We start from the raw sequence: 16,222 nt of genomic DNA on the forward strand, positions 1-16,222 counted from the left end.
GTACGGCCTTCGCTGAGGTTCCGGCCCCGCCGTTACCCGCCAGCCATCATCGGCGATCGGCTCCCGATCGCAGCCGCCTCTACCAGGTGCGTTTCCAACTCCGCCGCACGGTGCCCCGCCGTATGTTCGGCCAGAATCCGGGCCTGCGCCGCAGCACCGATCGCCCTTGCGTCATCCCGGGCCAATGCCGCCAGCGTGTCGTCGGTGCTGTCCGCCAGCACGATCTCCGTCCCCGGCATCAGCAGCGTGTCCAGCCCCGACCAGCGATCGGAGACGATCGCCGTCCCGCAGGCCGCCGCTTCGAACAGGCGAACCGAGGGCGACCAGCCGGCGGAGATCATGTCCGCGCGGGTGACGTTCAGCGTGAAGCGTGAGGCGGAGTAGAAGTCGGCGTGCCGGGCGGGCGGCAGATGCTCGATCCGCTCGACGTTCGCAGGCCAGTCGATCGCGGCGGGATATTGCGGCCCGGCAACGACGAAGCGCAGGTCCGGGCGTGCGCGCGCGGGGGCGAGCAGCAGGCGTTCCAGCGTCGGCTGACGATCGTCACTGTAGGTGCCGAGATAGGACAGGTCCCACCGCTTCCCCACGTCTGTCGGGCGATACAGCACCGGATCGACCGAGCAGTAAAGCGCCCGCGCCGCCGGTGCACCATAGCGCCCCTCAAGCAGATCGAGCGTCGGACCGCCGGTGAAGGACAGATAGACGTCATAGCCCGGAATCACCTCCGGCGAGATATATTCGTAGTCGCCGCGCGACAGCTTCGCCAGGGTCACCGGCGTGTCGATGTCGTAGAAGGCCGTCGTGCCGGTCGCGGTCGCCTGTACGAAGCGGGCGACCTCGACGCCTTCCGGAACGTAGGAGCCGATGACCACCGCATCGGCCCCCGCGATCGCCACGCCCCATTCCTGTTTCAGGTCGGTCAGGTCGCGGTAGAAGGCCAGCGTACAATAGTCCGGTGTCAGGCAATCCCGGTGATCGCGATACCAGGGCACGTCGCGTTCCAGGAACAGGATGTCGTGACCGCGCGCGGCATAGGCTTTCAGCAGCGCGCGAAAGGTGGTGGCGTGGCCGTTGCCCCATGCCGACGACAGGCTGAGACCGAGAACGACCAGCCTCATGCCGCCGCCGCCGTGCGTGCCGCATAGTCGTGCAGCAGCGTGTCGACCTGCGCTCCCCGGAGAGCGTATGTATGCTCGGACAAGACGCGGGCGAGCGCGGCCTGACCGATCGTGCGGGCACGCTCCGGCGTCAGGGCAGCCATATGGTCCGCCACGTCCTGCCCGTCGCGGGCGACCAGCACCTCCTCGTCCGGGATCAGGAACTGCTCGATCCCTTCCCATGCGTCCGTAATGAGGCACGCCGCCGCGCCGGCCGCTTCGAACACCCGCGTCGCAGGCGAGAAACCGACATGCGCCATCGAGTCGCGCGCCACGTTCAACACCGCCTTGGGCGTGCAGTTGAACGCGTTGTGTTCGGCCGTGTAGACATGCCCCCGGTGGCGGACGTTGCCCGGCATGGCCTTGCTGTCCCAGCCATTGCCGCCGATCAGGAACTGCCGTTCGGGGAGCAGCGCGGCGGGGCGCAGGAAGAACTCCTCCACCCGCGCCTCGCGGTCGGGCAGGCGGTTGCCCAGAAATGCGAGGTCGCACGAGAACCGCTCGTCCGGCGCGACCGGGAAATGTGTCGTCGGGTCGAGCGCGTTGTAGACGGGCACGCACTCCGCCGCACCGAACCCGCGATAGGCATCGATCACCGGCGGGCCACCGCCATAGGTTAGCACCATGTCGAGATCGGGCAGGGCGGCGCGGACCGGGTGATCGCGATCGACGCGCATCTCGTCCAGCGTCGCGGCGGCGTCGACGTCCCAGAAGATCTTGATGGCATGCGGCGCGGCATTGGCGATCGCTCCTTCCAGCAACTCGCGATCGAAGACGCCGACGCCGTTCGCCTTGACCACCACGTCCGCACGGGCGGCGTCGGCGAGGACGCAGCGCATCGATTCCTCGGTCGCGGGATAGACGACGACGCGCGCCCATTCCGGCGGATCGATGTCGCGGTGCTGCTGCCGGCCGAACGCATCGGGTTCGTAGAAGGTGATATCGTGCCCGCGCGACGCGAGATCGCGCAGGATGCCGCGATAATAGGTGGCGGCACCGTTCCAGTAGGAACTGAGCAGGCTGGAGCCATAGAAGGCGATTTTCATGCGGCGTCTTTTCGGTCGAGGGCGGCAACGATCGTCAGCAGTTCGTCGGCGCGGTGGGCGCAGGTGTGGCGGGCACGGATCGTCTCCAGCCCCGATGCGACGAGGGCGGCGCGCAGGTCCGCATCCCCGCGCAGCGCGGTCAGATGCGCGGTCATCGCGTCACCGTTTGCGGCAGTCAGGTAATCCCGGCCCGGCCGAAACAGATGCTCGGTATCGTCCCACGGTGCGGAGACGAGCGGGATGCCGCACGCCAGCGCCTCAAACACGCGGATCGTCGGAATGCCCGGCAGGATCGTCGCGTAATAGCGGCGGGGGACGTGGACGGTCGCCAGATGCCGCGCGAAGATGCCCGGTGCCGACGCGTTGGGCGCCCAGCCGTGATAGCGCGCACCGTGGCCTGCCAGCATCGCCCGGGCCTCGTCCGGATAGCGGACACCGTATATGTCCAGCGGCAGGCTGCCCGCGGCCGCCGGCGCGAACAGGAACTGCTCCAGTTCCGCCGTCCGCTCGCCATCGCCCCAGTTGCCGATCCAGACGAGACCATCGCGCTCGCCTTCGGTTTCGGGCGGGTGAAACAGGCGGGTATCGGCCGCCTCGTGCCAGACCCAGACGCGGTCACGCCAGCCCCAACGGCGATACACCTCCGCCAGCGTCTCCCCGAAGGCGAGGATGCCGTCGTAACCGGACAGGTCGAACGCCTGCATCTCTTCGGGCGCGCTGACGGCACGGTGATGCGTGTCGTGAAACAACAGATGGAACGGCGAACCATGCGCGCGCAGGCGTCCGAGCTCGGCGACCAAAGTCGGCTCGTTCCATTCGTGGACGATGACCAGATCGGCACCGTCGACCAGTTCATCGACCGGCGTATCGGGGGCATAGGTGACGGGAGACAAGTCTGGATACAGGGTGCGAAACGGCGTCAACCCGTCGTCGCCGGCATCGGCGAGGAGGTTGGACAGGCTCCAGTTCTCCTGCGGTTCCAGCGCCTGCACGTCATGGCCGCGCGCGATCAGTTCTCGCAATACCCCACGCAGGAAATGCGCGTTACCGTGGTTCCAGCAGGAGCGCAGCGAGTGGGTGAGATAGACGATCCTCACGCCGCCACCTTCGCGCTGGGCGTCACCAGCCCGGCGTACAGTGCCGCCATCGCACCGGCGGTCGCGACGGGCGTGTAGCGTTGCGCGCGGAGGCGGGCGGCCTCCGACAGGTGTGCGCGCAGGCCCGCATCCCCGCGTACGCGCTCTATCGCGGCGACAAAGGCGTCCTCATCCTCCTCGACGAGCAACGCGGCACCGGTCCACAGTTCGCGGAACGTGTCGATGTTCGACAGGATCAGCGGACATCCTGCCTGCGCCGCCTCCAGCACCGCCAGCCCGAACGGTTCGAACCGCGCAGCGGACACGAAGATCGGCCGCGCCGCCAGCTCGCGCGCAAGACCGTCAGGGCCAAGCTGGCCCAGCGCCTTGAGGTAGGCGATATCGGCGCGCTCCCCGTGCGGCCCCATCACGGCACCGGCCGCGCGGAACGGTACCGGCAACCGCGCAGCGACGCGGTCGAGCAGCGGGGTTTCCTTGACCAGATCCCACAGGCGCCCGGCGGTGAACACAGCGTCCGTCGACGGCACGTCGGCGGGCAGCGGCAGAGGCGCGCGACCGTTGTGGACGACCAGCGGAGCGACCTCCAGCGCGTGGTGGCGCATCACCGCGTCGGCGTGGCTGGCGCTCGGCGCGACGACGACATCCGCGGCTTGCAAACCGACCCGGTTCATCGCGTCGAGCCATGCGTAGCGGTGGCCCGGCACCTCGCCATGTGCGGCGCGCCACCAAGTGCCGATACAGCCATGCGCGACGGCGACGACCGGCTGGGATATGTCGCCGCCCGCGGCCAGCGTGGGCATGTTCGCCTGCACCAGATCGACCCGCTCGCGCCGGGCCAGCGCCGCAACCGCTCGGCCGGCGGCGATCATCGGCGCGGGGCCGTCGCACAGCCAGTCGAGCGGCAGGCCAGTGTCGACCAGCGTCACGCCCGGCATCGCCGCCACCTGCTCGCGCTGCGCATCGTCGGGCGAGGGGCCGAGCACGGTCAGCAACGTCTCGACGCCGAGCGGCGTCAGCGCCTCGGCCAGATCGGTCGCATATTGCCACACACCGCCGATCGCGTCGGCGGTCATCAATATCCGCATCAGGACGCCATCGCGTGCTGCCGCAGCGTCAGGCCGCGCTCGCCCGCTAGCCACTCTGCCAGTGCCGCGACGCCGTCTCGCCACGGCACCTTCGGCTTCAGCCCAAGCTCGGCCTCCGCCAGCCGCGTGTCGGCGACGAAATACCGTTGGTCGCCCGCGCGCCAATCCGAATAGCTGATCTCGACGTCACGCCCCGTCAGGTCACCGATATGCGCCAACAGACGGCGCAGGCTGACCGCGTTGCCAGCCCCGCCGCCAAGATTGAACGCACGGCCCGCCACGCGGTCGATCCGCCGCCACGCCTGCACATAGGCGTCGACCGCATTCGACACGTCGAGAATGTCGCGGACCTGATGCCCGTCGCCGTACAGCGTGATCGGCTTGCCTTCCAACGCACGGATCAGGAAGTGCGCGACCCAGCCCTGATCCTCGGTCCCCATCTGCCGCCGACCGTAGATGCAGCTCATTCGCAGGACCGCAGTCAGTACGCCGAAGCTGCGCGCGTAATCCAGCACATACTGGTCCGCCGCGCCCTTGGAGCAGCCATAGGGGGTGTGGAAATCGAGGGGCCGATGCTCGTCGATGCCATGCCCGCGCACCGCCGGATCGACGGGCACATAGGCTTCGTTCTCGAGCGCGAAGTCGAGGTCGGTCAGGTCGCCATAGACCTTGTTGGTGGACGCGAAGACCAGCGGGGTGCCATCGCCACGCCGCCGCAGCGCGTCGAGCAGGTTGAGCGTGCCGGCGATGTTGATCGAGAAGTCGTCGCGAGGATCGTTCAGGCTGGTCGTCACCGCAACTTGGGCGGCGAGGTGGAACACGGCCTTGGCATCACGCGCGGCATCGACGATCACCTGTTCGTCGCGGATGTCGGCGACCACCGCTTCGATGCGGTCGCCGTGCCGCTCCGTCAGCCAGCGCAGGTTGCCCTCGACTCCCGCCCGCAACAGCGCGTCGTAGACCCGGACGCGGTGACCCTCGCTCGCCAGCTGGTCGGCGAGGTTGGAGCCTATAAACCCGGCCCCGCCGGTGACGAGGATCGGCCGGTCGTCGGTCATGCCACCAGCCCCCGGCTTTCAAGTTCGGCGCGCATCTGGTCGACGCGGTCGCTGGCGGTCTGCTGCGCCACCCACTCGGCCAGCACGGCGAGGCCATCGCCGAAATCCTGCCGCGCGCGGAAGCCGAGCGTGTCGGCGGCAAGCGTCGTGTCGCAGAAACAATGGCGGATATCGCCGATCCGCGCCTTGCCGACGATCTGCGGCTCGATCTGGTTCTTGCCCATCGCCTTCGCCAGCTCGGTCGCGACTTCCGTGACGGAGCGATCATGGCCGGAGCCGATGTTGAACGTCCCGCCCGCCGCCTGCGGCAGCACCAGCGCCTCCGCGAACGCGCGCGCCACGTCGCCGACATGCACGAAGTCGCGGCGCTGTTCGCCATCCTCGAAAATCATCGGCTGCTGCCCATTGAGCAACCGCGACGCGAAGATCGCGAGCACGCCCGTATAGGGGTTGGAGAGCGCCTGTCCCGGACCGTAGACGTTGAACAGGCGCAGGCACACGCCCTCGATCCCATAGGGCGCGGACATGATGTGCGTGGTGCGCTCCTGCACATATTTGTTGAGCGCGTAGATCGACGACAGGTTCGGCCGCTTCCACTCGGGCGTCGCGACCGCCTCCAGCGGACGGCCCGCGCGATCGACGGGTTCCCAATTCGTCAGTCCGTCGCGCAGGCCGCGGCGTTCGGCATCCTCGATCAGCGCGCCCTCGGCGTCACGGTACAGGCCCTCGCCATAGATCGACATCGACGATGCGGTAACGACCCGGCGGACGGGATGGTCGATCAGCGCCTCGAACAGGACGGCGGTGCCGACGTCGTTGGTCGAGGTATAGCGCTCCACTTCGTACATTGACTGGCCGACGCCGACTTCGGCGGCGAGGTGGATGACGCTGTCGACGCCCTGCAGCGCGCCTGCCACGGCACCCTTGTCCCGCACGTCGCCGCGGATCAGCTCCGCCTCCGGGTTGAGCATCGCCGATCCGTCGACATCGCCGTGGACCTGATCGATCAACGCATCCAGCACCCGGACCTTATGGCCTCGCGTCAGCAACTCTTCGGCGACGGAGCGCCCGATGAACCCGGCGCCGCCGGTGATGAGGACCGTCTCGCTCATGACCGGACCGACGCCGGCTGGCTGAGCGAGGTTAATGCACTGGCGCGCGGCTTGATGCTCAAAGGACCTGTTCCCCTATCGTCGGGCGTATTCGCCACGGGGGTGTAACAATTCTTCTTCTTCTTTGTTCCTACTGATCTAGATCAATTATCAATGGCTTACGGCAAGGAACTTAGAAGCTGCGCGAGGTGTTGGACCCGTAACGACGCCGGCGAATCGCGGGCTATTCCGGGGCGGCGATACGGGCGTGACGACGACGTTTCTTCTCATCAGGCATGCGGCGCACATTCATCTCGACCGCGTGTTCTCCGGCCGGATGCCGGAAGTTCCACTCAGCGAGACGGGCCGCGAACAGGCCCGGCGACTGGCCACGAGCCTGTCGCCCGAGCCGATTGGCCGCGTCATCGCCAGCCCGCTCGACCGTACACGCGAGACCGCGCAGGCAATTGCCGACACGCACGGACTTGCGGTCGAAACCGATAGGAGTCTGCGCGAAATCGACCTCGGCGACTGGACCGGGCGCACGCTCGATGGTTTCGGCGACGACCCCGAATGGCGCGCGTGGAACACGCAGCGCGGCACGGCGCGCATTCCCGGCGGCGAGACGATGGCGGAGGCCACCGGGCGGATCGTCGGCCTGCTCAACCGGCTGGCGCACGAGCCGGCGGACGCGACGATCGCGATCGTCAGCCACTCCGACATGATCCGCGGCGCGGTGGCGCATGTTCTGGGCCTGCCGCTCGACAATCTGCTGCGCTTCGACATCCATCCGGCGTCGGTCACGCGCGTTGTCTGGGGTGACTGGGGCGCGAAACTCACGAGCTTGAACGAACGGGGAGGGGCGTGATGGACGCGAACGCGCTGAAGGAACGGGTGGCGGAACTGTCGCCCTGGTTCCACAACATCGATCTCGGTCACGGCGTCTGGACCGCGCCCGAACATTTTCTGGGCGACTATCCGGGCTTCAAGTTCCGGCGCTTCGCCGACGCTCTACCCGCCGACCTGACGGGCAGAACGGTGCTGGATATCGGATGCAACGCCGGCTTCTACTCTTTGGAAATGAAGCGGCGCGGCGCGGCGCGGGTATTGGGGATCGACAGCGACGACCGCTATCTGGCGCAGGCACGGCTGGCGGCCGAAGCCTTGGGAGGAGCGGGCGACATCGAGTTCCGCAACCTGTCGGTCTACGACGTGGGCGCGCTGGGCGAGCGGTTCGACGTCGTCGTATTCATGGGCGTCCTCTACCATCTGCGCCATCCGCTGCTCGCGCTCGATCTGATCCGGGAGCATGTGGCGGACGACCTGATGCTGTTCCAGACGATGCAGCAGGGGGCGGACGACCTGTCCGACGTTCCCGCGAACCACCCCTTCCACAAACCGGGCACATTCGATCCGCCCGACTATTTCAACGATCCCGGCTACCCGAAGCTGCACTTCATCGAGCGTGAATTCGCGGACGACTGGACTAACTGGTGGGCGCCGAACCGCGCCGCGAGCGAGGCGATGCTGCGGGCCGCCGGCTTCACGGTGGAGGCACAGCCCGACCACGACGTGTATATCTGCCGCGTCGCGCCGGTTCCCTACGCGGAATACGGGCCGGCGGCGGTCTATCCTGCGAAAGGCGTGCGATGATCGAAGCGGCGATGATCTGGAACGAGCCCAACAACAAATCGCACTGGGACCCGGAGGTCGATCCCGACTGGTCGATCTTCGCCGATACGGTGACGCGGGCGGGCGGCGCGATCGCCGCGATCAACCCGGCGGTGACGCGGGTGCTGGGCGGCATGTCGCCGATCGACCCGCTGTGGCTGAAGCGGATCGAGGCGCACGGCGCGCTCGACGCGGTTGACGTCATCGCGGTGCACGGCTTCCCGCTCGACTGGAACCTGTGGTCGATCCACGACTGGCCGCAACGGATCGCCGAGATCGAGGCGGTGACTCACAAGCCGGTCTGGGTGACGGAGGTCGGCGTCGGCTCGTTCGGGGCGGAGGAGGTGCAGGTGTTCGGCCTGCGCCGCACTGCCGAACTGCTGATCGGCCGCGTGCCGCGCGTGTTCTGGTATTCGCTGTTCGACCTGCCGATGGAATGGGGCGCGGAGACGCGCCACCGCGAGGCGGAAGGGTCGAGTTACTACCGGCATTTCTACATGGGCCTGATCCGCCCGGACGGCACGCCGAAGCCGGCGCTGGACGATTACGCCAAGGTCGCGGGCGAGATGGGTTTGATGCAGTGGTTCCATTATCAGGACCCGCGGCTCGACGATGCGGTCGCGTGGATGAAGCGGCTGGGCACGAAGAAGCTGCGCACCGGGCTTAGCTGGGCCGACAGTTTCCGCCCCGACGCGATCGACTGGTTCGACCGGCAGATGGAGGCGCTAGCGGATTTCGACGTCACGGTCACCTTCTGCTTCACGCCCGAGCATCTCGGCGTGCAGCCGCACCATACCAGCGCGGCGCGCGATCCTCAGGCGTTTTCGGATTTCTGCGCGTGGATGATCGATCGCTATGCGCCCGCCGTCGCGAACACGGCGGTCGCGTGACGCGTCAATCCTGCCGTTCCAGCGCGTCGAGAACCTTGCCGGGTTCGATGTCCGTCGTGATGTCGCGCATCGTCTCGGCATCGGTATCCGCGCCGACCTTCTGGGCAATGCGCTCGACGACTTCAGCCAGCTTCGACAGTTCGTGCTCCGCCAGCAGGTTGATGTGCAGGTCGAGGTCGGCACGCGCGTCGGCGGCGGCCTGCATGCGGTTCTGGCTGATGAGCACGAACGTCGACAGGAAGATCGCCTCCACCGACGCGACCATCGCCAGCATCACGAAGCTGGGGTCGAACTTCGGCGAGCCCCACAGGTTCCAGCCGATCCAGCCGCCGAACAGCAGCAGATGCAGCCCCACGAACGCCATTGATCCCGTGAAGCCGGTGATCCGGTCGGCGATCCGTTCCGACAGCGGCGCATCGGCGCGGCGGCGGTGGCGACGCTCCGCCAGCCGGTCGATATTCTGCCGCAACGTGGCGGTCATGCCGGGTTCGGATGCCATGGCTGCACAACGCAAAGACAAAGAAAAGGTCCTGTCTTGAATAGCTTGATGCGCGCGGCGGTGCTCACCGGCCCGGCAAGGATGGAGATGGCGGAGGTGCCCGTGCCACAGCCCGGGCCGGGTGAGGTGCGCATCAAGCTGGAGGGGTGCGGCGTCTGCGCGTCCAATATCGAACCATTCGAGGGGCAGCCCTGGTCCAGCTTCCCGGGTGAAGCGGGCGGCATGGGACACGAGGGCTGGGGCTTGGTCGACGCGCTGGGCGCGGGCGTGACGACCCTCGCGATCGGCACCCGCGTCGCCTCGCTCGCCCATCGCAGTTTCGCGGAATACGACGTGGTCGCGGCGGATGCGGTGGTCGAACTGCCCGCGTCGCTGGCCGGTCAGCCCTTCCCCGGCGAGCCGCTGGCCTGTGCGCTGAACATCTTCCGGCGCAGCGACATCGTCGCCGGGCAGACGGTCGCGATCGTCGGCATCGGCTTTCTCGGCGCGGTGTTGACGAAGCTGGCGAGCGATGCCGGCGCGCGGGTGATCGCGATTTCGCGGCGTCGGGAGTCGCTCGATCTCGCCACGCGCTACGGCGCGACCGAGACGATCGTCATGGACGATCACTGGGCGATCATCGATGCGGTCAAGCGCCTGACCGACGATCGCCTGTGCGAACGCGTGATCGAGGCGGTGGGCAAGCAATGGCCCCTCGATCTCGCGGGGGAACTGGTCGGCTTCGGCGGCAAGCTGATCGTCGCGGGCTATCATCAGGACGGACCGCGACAGGTGAACATGCAGATGTGGAACTGGAAGGGCATCGACGTGGTCAACGCGCATGAGCGCGATCCCGCGGTCAACCTGCGCGGCCTGCGCGAGGCGGTGGATGCGGTGGCGAGCGGCCGGATCGACGCCGCGGCCCTGTATACGCACCGCTACCCGCTCGACAGTTTGGGAGAAGCGATCGTCGCGACGCGCGACAAGCCGCAGGGCTTCGTCAAGGCGCTGGTGATGTATGACTAGGCCCCGCATCGGTTTCCTCGGAGTCGGCTGGATCGGTCGCCACCGCATGGCGGCGATGCTGGCGACGGGCGCGATCGAGGCGACAGCGGTCTGCGATGCCTCGCCCGAGATGCTCACGGAGGCGGCGGCGCTGGCTCCCGATGCGGTCGTCGTGCCTGATCTGGACGCGATGCTGGCGCTGGGCCTCGACGGCGTGGTGATCGCGACGCCGAGCGCGCTGCACGCCGACCAGTCGATCCGCGCGCTGGAGGCCGGAGCCGCGGTGTTCTGCCAGAAGCCGCTGGGTCGCGACGCGGCCGAGGCGGCGCGCGTCGTCGTGGCGGCACAAACCGTCGACCGGCTGCTGATGGTCGATTTCTCGTACCGCTATACGGAGGGGATGCGGCAGATCGCCGAACTGGTCCGCGGCGGAGCGTTGGGCCACGTCCACGCGATCGATCTCACCTTCCACAACGCCTACGGGCCGGACAAGCCGTGGTTCTATGACCGGGCGCTGTCGGGCGGAGGCTGCGTCATGGATCTGGGCGTTCACCTGATCGACCTCGCCATGTGGACGCTGGATTTTCCGGGAGACGCCTCGAACGTGAACGCGCGCCTGTTCGCGGGCGGACAGCGGTTGGCGGGCGATACGGTCGAGGATTACGCCACCGCCAGCTTCGACCTGCCCGGCGGCGTGGCGGTGCGGCTGGCCTGTTCGTGGCGGCTGCATGCCGGACACGAGGCGGTCATCGCGGCGCAGTTCCACGGCACCGACGGCGGCGCCGCCCTGCGCAACGTCGACGGTTCCTTCTACGACTTCGTCGCGGAACGCTACACCGGCACGACGAGTGAGACGCTGGTCGGCCCGCCCGACGACTGGGGTGCCCGCGCCGCAGCCGACTGGGCGCGGCGGATCGCGACCGACGCGCGCTTCGACCCGGCGGCGGCGAAACTCGTCTCCGTCGCGCGGACGATCGACGCGATCTACGCCGCGGGTTGAAGCAGGTTGCCCTCCGCTCTCCTCTGCGCGACACGTCACGCAGAGGAGAGCGGACGATGATCGCCAAGCGGCGGACGGTGACGATCGTGGGCGGCGGCACGGCCGGCTGGATGGCGGCGGCCCTGCTGTCGCGCCTGCTGGTCGACGGCTATGACATCCGACTGATCGAATCCGACGAGATCGGCACGATCGGTGTCGGCGAGGCGACCATTCCGAGCATCCGCACCTTTTGCGGACTGGCCGGCGTCGATCAGGTCGCGATGATCCGCGCGACGCAGGCGACGTTCAAGCTGGGCATCGAATTCGTCGACTGGCGCGATCGCGGCCACAGCTACATCCACGGCTTCGGCAAGATCGGGCAGGATTTGATGTGGCTGCACCCGCATCAGTTCTGGCTGAAATACGCGCCGCGCGGACAAGCGAAGCATTTCGACACCTATGCGCTCAACTGCGTCGCGGCGCGGATGAACCGCTTCGCGCTCCCCGACACGCGGCAGCCGGAGTCGCCGATGGCGGGCATCGACTATGCCTATCACTTCGACGCGTCGCTCTTCGCGCAGTTCCTGCGCACGACCTGCGAGGCGCGCGGCGTCGAGCGGATCGAGGGGCGGATCGTGTCGGTCGAACAGCGGCCGGAGAACGGCTTCGTCGACCACCTGACACTGGCGGACGGGCGCAGCGTAGGCGGCGACCTGTTCATCGACTGCTCCGGCATGCGCGGGCTGTTGATCGGGCAGACGCTCGGCGTTGGTTATGAAGACTGGAGCCGCTGGCTGCTATGCGATTCCGCACTGGCTGTGCCGTGCGGAAGCGTGGCCCCATTGACGCCCTATACCCGCTCCACCGCGCGCGACGGCGGATGGCAGTGGCGCATCCCGTTGCAGCACCGGATCGGCAACGGTCATGTCTATTCCAGCGCGCATGTCGGCGATCAGGCGGCGGCGGACACGCTGCTGGCGAACCTTGACGGCAAGCCGCTCGCCGATCCGCGGCCGGTGCGGTTCCGGCCGGGCAAGCGGGAGCGGGCGTGGGAGAAGAACGTCGTCGCGATTGGGCTGGCGAGCGGGTTTCTGGAACCGCTGGAATCGACCAGCATCCACCTGATCCATACCGGCCTGCTGCGGTTGATCTCGCTGTTTCCGCGCGACGATTTCGACGCGCGCGATATCGCCGAATACAACCGCCAGACCGATTTCGAATATCGCGACATCCGCGACTTCATCATCGCGCATTACAAGGTCACCGATCGGGAGGACACCGACTTCTGGCGCTATTGCAAGACGATGGAGGTCCCGGACAGCCTTAACGAGCGGCTCGACCTGTTCGCATCCTCCGCCCGCTTCTTCGTCCGGAACAAGGCCGAACTGTTCCGCGAGGAAAGCTGGGTTCAGGTGTTGCTGGGGCAGGGCATGGCGATGCGGTATGACCCGATGGTCGACATGATCCCCGACGATCAGGCGATCGGCTTCCTGTCGGATATCGAGGCCGTCGTCGCCGATTGTGCCCGCGCGATGCCCGACCACGCAGCCTATATCCAGCGCAACTGTAGCGCGACGGCCACACCTGTGATGCGACCGCCGACGGGACGATTGACAGTCCGCGTGTGAAAGCGTCTTAACGTCGCCAAGGGACCAGCCTCAACGCTGGCTCGTGGATGTAACCGGTTACGGTCGGTGGGGAGAGGGATGCGATGGGCAAGATTTTCGGCATGCGTTCAGCGCTGGCGTTCGGCATTTCGGTCACGGCGCTAACGGCGTCGCTCGGCTTCGCGCCGGCGGCCCATGCGCAGACAGTCGGCACGATCCAGGGGCAGGGCGCGCCCGCTGGGTCGACCGTGACGGCGACCGATACCGTAACCGGTCGTCCGGTGACGACCACCGCAGACGCCGCCGGTGCGTTCACGCTGGTCGGGCTGCGTCCCTCGCTGTACCGTATCGTCGCAGGCGACCGCACCGTCGAGGCGACCGTGCCGGTCGGCCTGACCATCTCCGTCGACATGACGCCCGCGGAAGAGGTCGCGGCCGGCGGCGGTGAGATCATCGTGACCGCGCGTCGTGGTCGGCCGGAAGTCCGCACCGCGACGATCGGCACCAGCGTCAGCCAGGCGCAGCTCGAAAATCTGCCGCAGAACGACCGCAACTTCCTCAACTTCGCCGCGCTCGCGCCCGGTGTGACGGTATCCAACGACCCGAACAACAAGCGCATCCAGGCGGGTGGCGTCAGCTCCAACAACGTCAACGTCTATATCGACGGCTCCAGCCAGAAGAATCAGGTCGGCTTCGGCGGCGTTGCGGGCCAGAACTTCTCCAAGGGCAATCCCTTCCCGCAGTCGGCGGTGCAGGAGTTCCGTGTCGAGACGCAGAACTATAAGGCGGAATACGAGCAGGCCGGATCGGCGATCATCAGCGCGATCACCAAGACCGGCGGCGACGAATTCCACGGCGGTGCCTTCGGCCAGTTCGTGCCGAAGGCGTGGTTCGGCCAGCCCTATTTCGATCGCAAGGGGAAGGCCAACAATCAGGGTTTCCCCTGCGCCGACGATGCGACGCGCACCTGCTACAACGAAAAGCCGGACTACAAGCGCTATCAGTATGGCGGCGATCTGGGTGGGCCGATCATCCCCGGCGTGCTGCACTTCTTCGCGGCCTACGAAGCCACGCGCCAGACCAGCCCGTCGCTGGTCGTGAATCTCACCGACTCCTCGCTGCCGAATACCATCGTGCAGGGGGCGCAGGGCAGCTTCGCCGGCAAGTTCAAGCAGGATCTGTATTTCGGCAAGCTGACGCTGTTCGCGAGCGCCGCCGACACGATCAACGTCAGCTATTTCCGCCGTGAGGAGCAGGACGTCACCGATTTCGGCGGCATCCGCCTGTTCGAAAATGGCCGCGACCTCGGCACGAAGTCGGAAAACTATCAGCTCGAATATAACCACCGGGCCGACACCTGGCTGAACGAACTGACGATCAGCCGGTTCAGCAGCTTCACCGGCACGCCGACCGTCACCGTCGGACCCGAGTTCAAGCTGCTGAACGCCACCGGCGCCGAAGTGCTGATCGGCGGCGCCAACTCGTTCCAGCAGGCGAACGACCAGAGCGCCTACACGCTGAAGAACAACTTCACCTACACCGGCCTCGACGGACACGTCATCAAGGCGGGCCTGCGTTTCTCGCGTACCAAGCTGAAGCGGATCGAGGATGCGTTCGCGAACGGATCCTACAGCTTCAACGCGGCCGGCTTCACCGGGTTCGGCACCAGCACGCCGGTCCGCGCGCAGATCTCGCTGCTGCCGGCGACACCGATCCGCGCGAAGAACAATCAGCTCGGCCTGTTCATCCAGGACGACTGGACCGTCGACGATCATGTCACGATCAACGCCGGCCTGCGTTGGGATTACGAATCCAACAACTTCAACAACAAGTTCGTGACGCCCGCAAAAATCGCGAACGCGCTGCGCAATTACCAGCCGTGGCAGGCAGCGGGGATCGATCCGGAGGATTACATCACCGACGGCACGAAGCGCGATCCGTTCAAGGGAGCGTTCCAGCCGCGGCTCGGGGCCAGCTACGACATCAATGGCGATCGTGACATGGTGATATTCGCCGGTGCCGGCCGCTATTACGACCGCAACATCTTCTATCTCGCCTCGCTGGAGACGCTGTTCAACACGATCCGCAGCGATGTGACGATCAACTTCTGTCAGGCCGGACAGACCACCGACTGCATTCCGTTCTCCGCCGCCTACCGCGATCCGGCGGCGTTGCGCGGGGCGGTCGCCAATTCGGGCCTGAACGGCGACATCTGGGTCATCAATAACGATGCCAAGACGCCGTTCACCGACCAGCTGACGCTGGGCGTGCGCAAGCAGGCGGGTGACTGGCAGCTTTCGGCGGCGATCGCGCACAACAGGTCGCACGATTCCTTCATCTTCGTGCGCGGCAATCGTCAGCCCAACGGCAACTACACCGACGCCGGCGACGGCTTCATCCGCGACAATTTCCCGATCGAGGGGCGGCCCGCCGGCTATACCGGACGCCTGAACATCGGGTCGTCGAATGGCGAGGCGCGGTTCACGGCGGTCTACCTGACCGCCGACAAGCCCTACAACAAGTCGGCCGGCTGGGGCGCGACCGCGTCGCTCACGATCTCCGATGCCAAGTCGAACCAGGGTATCGGTTTCGACGAGGGGCAGATGTTCAACGCCGGTCGTCAGGACGCATTCGGATGGCAGCGGACGCGCGGGCTGGAGAAGTTCCGCTTCGTCGGTACGTCGATCGTCGACATCCCGTGGGGTTTCCAGTTGTCCGGCACGCTGACGCTCGGCTCCGGCCCGGCCTTCGGCAACGTCGATTTCACGCGCACCGTGCCGAACTGCAACGGCTGCACCTATTACAACGATGGCGGCGTGTTCACGCCGAAGAAGGACATCGCGTACAAGAACCTCGACCTGCGCGTCGCCAAGACTTTCACGATGCCGTGGGGGCATGAAGTTACAGGCGATCTGGGCATCTTCAACGTGTTCGACTCGGTCAACCGCAACTACGAGACGTGGGGCGCGGGCAGCGGCCCGAATCCGACGCTGGAGCAGAACAACACCGTCGGTTACGCGCGCACGTTCCAGGCGGGGTTGAAGTACCGGTTCTGATG

The 16,222-nt window shown here is 66.9% G+C and carries 14 protein-coding genes; 7 read left to right on the forward strand and 7 right to left on the reverse strand.

The genetic code is table 11. From position 1 onward, the window contains the following. Window positions 1-32 precede the first annotated feature (32 nt). The 6 genes from ASG07_RS03365 to ASG07_RS03390 are packed head-to-tail and all read right to left on the reverse strand — an operon-like array spanning window position 33 to window position 6,555. Complete coding sequence (locus ASG07_RS03365) at window positions 33-1,118, reverse strand: CgeB family protein (RefSeq protein ID WP_055842118.1); 1,086 nt, start codon at window positions 1,116-1,118, stop codon at window positions 33-35. Then, a complete protein-coding gene (locus ASG07_RS03370) occupies window positions 1,115-2,203 on the reverse strand; it encodes a CgeB family protein (RefSeq protein ID WP_055842121.1) in 1,089 nt (362 codons plus the stop codon). Before ASG07_RS03370 ends, ASG07_RS03365 begins: the two co-directional genes overlap by 4 nt. Continuing rightward, window positions 2,200-3,300: a CgeB family protein gene (locus tag ASG07_RS03375; protein WP_055842124.1), complete on the reverse strand. Its 1,101-nt coding sequence runs from the start codon at window positions 3,298-3,300 to the stop codon at window positions 2,200-2,202. The genes ASG07_RS03370 and ASG07_RS03375 overlap by 4 nt, the downstream gene beginning before the upstream one ends. Next, on the reverse strand, window positions 3,297-4,385 hold the full coding sequence (locus ASG07_RS03380) for a glycosyltransferase family 4 protein (RefSeq protein ID WP_236694499.1): 1,089 nt from the start codon (window positions 4,383-4,385) through the stop codon (window positions 3,297-3,299). The genes ASG07_RS03375 and ASG07_RS03380 overlap by 4 nt, the downstream gene beginning before the upstream one ends. Next, window positions 4,385-5,443, reverse strand: coding sequence for an SDR family NAD(P)-dependent oxidoreductase (locus ASG07_RS03385; protein WP_055842127.1), 1,059 nt, complete (start codon window positions 5,441-5,443; stop codon window positions 4,385-4,387). The genes ASG07_RS03380 and ASG07_RS03385 overlap by 1 nt, the downstream gene beginning before the upstream one ends. Next, the gene (locus ASG07_RS03390) at window positions 5,440-6,555 is read right to left on the reverse strand and encodes an NAD-dependent epimerase/dehydratase family protein (protein ID WP_055842130.1); all 1,116 of its coding nucleotides are present in this window, start codon (window positions 6,553-6,555) and stop codon (window positions 5,440-5,442) included. Before ASG07_RS03390 ends, ASG07_RS03385 begins: the two co-directional genes overlap by 4 nt. Window positions 6,556-6,802: 247 nt before the next feature. Here ASG07_RS03390 and ASG07_RS03395 point away from each other — a divergent pair, with 247 nt between their 5' ends. The 3 genes from ASG07_RS03395 to ASG07_RS03405 are packed head-to-tail and all read left to right on the forward strand — an operon-like array spanning window position 6,803 to window position 9,095. Beyond that, the gene (locus ASG07_RS03395; protein WP_055842133.1) at window positions 6,803-7,402 is read left to right on the forward strand and encodes a histidine phosphatase family protein; all 600 of its coding nucleotides are present in this window, start codon (window positions 6,803-6,805) and stop codon (window positions 7,400-7,402) included. Continuing rightward, window positions 7,402-8,187 carry a TIGR04290 family methyltransferase gene (locus tag ASG07_RS03400; RefSeq protein WP_055842136.1) on the forward strand — a complete coding sequence of 262 codons (786 nt, stop codon included), beginning with the start codon at window positions 7,402-7,404 and terminating at the stop codon, window positions 8,185-8,187. The genes ASG07_RS03395 and ASG07_RS03400 overlap by 1 nt, the downstream gene beginning before the upstream one ends. After that, complete coding sequence (locus ASG07_RS03405) at window positions 8,184-9,095, forward strand: glycosyl hydrolase (RefSeq protein ID WP_055842138.1); 912 nt, start codon at window positions 8,184-8,186, stop codon at window positions 9,093-9,095. The genes ASG07_RS03400 and ASG07_RS03405 overlap by 4 nt, the downstream gene beginning before the upstream one ends. Window positions 9,096-9,099: 4 nt before the next feature. Here ASG07_RS03405 and ASG07_RS03410 read toward each other — a convergent pair whose 3' ends face one another. After that, window positions 9,100-9,576: a DUF1003 domain-containing protein gene (locus ASG07_RS03410; RefSeq protein ID WP_236694500.1), complete on the reverse strand. Its 477-nt coding sequence runs from the start codon at window positions 9,574-9,576 to the stop codon at window positions 9,100-9,102. Window positions 9,577-9,630: 54 nt separating this feature from the next. On the opposite strand from ASG07_RS03410, the gene ASG07_RS03415 reads away from it, so the two are divergent. The 4 genes from ASG07_RS03415 (at window position 9,631) to ASG07_RS03430 (ending at window position 16,220) form a co-directional block, all read left to right on the forward strand. After that, on the forward strand, window positions 9,631-10,599 hold the full coding sequence (locus ASG07_RS03415) for an MDR/zinc-dependent alcohol dehydrogenase-like family protein (protein ID WP_236694501.1): 969 nt from the start codon (window positions 9,631-9,633) through the stop codon (window positions 10,597-10,599). Then, a complete protein-coding gene (locus ASG07_RS03420) occupies window positions 10,592-11,578 on the forward strand; it encodes a Gfo/Idh/MocA family protein (RefSeq protein WP_055842144.1) in 987 nt (328 codons plus the stop codon). Before ASG07_RS03415 ends, ASG07_RS03420 begins: the two co-directional genes overlap by 8 nt. A 56-nt stretch (window positions 11,579-11,634) precedes the next feature. Then, window positions 11,635-13,185: a tryptophan halogenase family protein gene (locus tag ASG07_RS03425; protein WP_055842148.1), complete on the forward strand. Its 1,551-nt coding sequence runs from the start codon at window positions 11,635-11,637 to the stop codon at window positions 13,183-13,185. An 83-nt stretch (window positions 13,186-13,268) separates the two neighbouring features. Continuing rightward, window positions 13,269-16,220 carry a TonB-dependent receptor gene (locus ASG07_RS03430; RefSeq protein ID WP_055842151.1) on the forward strand — a complete coding sequence of 984 codons (2,952 nt, stop codon included), beginning with the start codon at window positions 13,269-13,271 and terminating at the stop codon, window positions 16,218-16,220. Window positions 16,221-16,222: the final 2 nt, after the last annotated feature.

It is taken from the genome of Sphingomonas sp. Leaf343 (assembly GCF_001423765.1).
In the GTDB taxonomy this organism is placed as follows: Bacteria; Pseudomonadota; Alphaproteobacteria; order Sphingomonadales; family Sphingomonadaceae; genus Sphingomonas.

Bases quoted from the DNA above. Each gene is read 5' to 3' on its own strand.
- ASG07_RS03430 (WP_055842151.1), top strand. From the start codon at position 13,269: ATGGGCAAGATTTTCGGCATGCGTTCAGCGCTGGCGTTCGGCATTTCG.
- ASG07_RS03400 (WP_055842136.1), top strand. From the start codon at position 7,402: ATGGACGCGAACGCGCTGAAGGAACGGGTGGCGGAACTGTCGCCCTGG.
- ASG07_RS03385 (WP_055842127.1), bottom strand. From the start codon at position 5,443: ATGACCGACGACCGGCCGATCCTCGTCACCGGCGGGGCCGGGTTTATA.
- ASG07_RS03410 (WP_236694500.1), bottom strand. From the start codon at position 9,576: ATGACCGCCACGTTGCGGCAGAATATCGACCGGCTGGCGGAGCGTCGC.
- ASG07_RS03425 (WP_055842148.1), top strand. From the start codon at position 11,635: ATGATCGCCAAGCGGCGGACGGTGACGATCGTGGGCGGCGGCACGGCC.
- ASG07_RS03405 (WP_055842138.1), top strand. From the start codon at position 8,184: ATGATCGAAGCGGCGATGATCTGGAACGAGCCCAACAACAAATCGCAC.
- ASG07_RS03370 (WP_055842121.1), bottom strand. From the start codon at position 2,203: ATGAAAATCGCCTTCTATGGCTCCAGCCTGCTCAGTTCCTACTGGAAC.
- ASG07_RS03365 (WP_055842118.1), bottom strand. From the start codon at position 1,118: ATGAGGCTGGTCGTTCTCGGTCTCAGCCTGTCGTCGGCATGGGGCAAC.
- ASG07_RS03420 (WP_055842144.1), top strand. From the start codon at position 10,592: ATGACTAGGCCCCGCATCGGTTTCCTCGGAGTCGGCTGGATCGGTCGC.
- ASG07_RS03380 (WP_236694499.1), bottom strand. From the start codon at position 4,385: ATGCGGATATTGATGACCGCCGACGCGATCGGCGGTGTGTGGCAATAT.
- ASG07_RS03390 (WP_055842130.1), bottom strand. From the start codon at position 6,555: ATGAGCGAGACGGTCCTCATCACCGGCGGCGCCGGGTTCATCGGGCGC.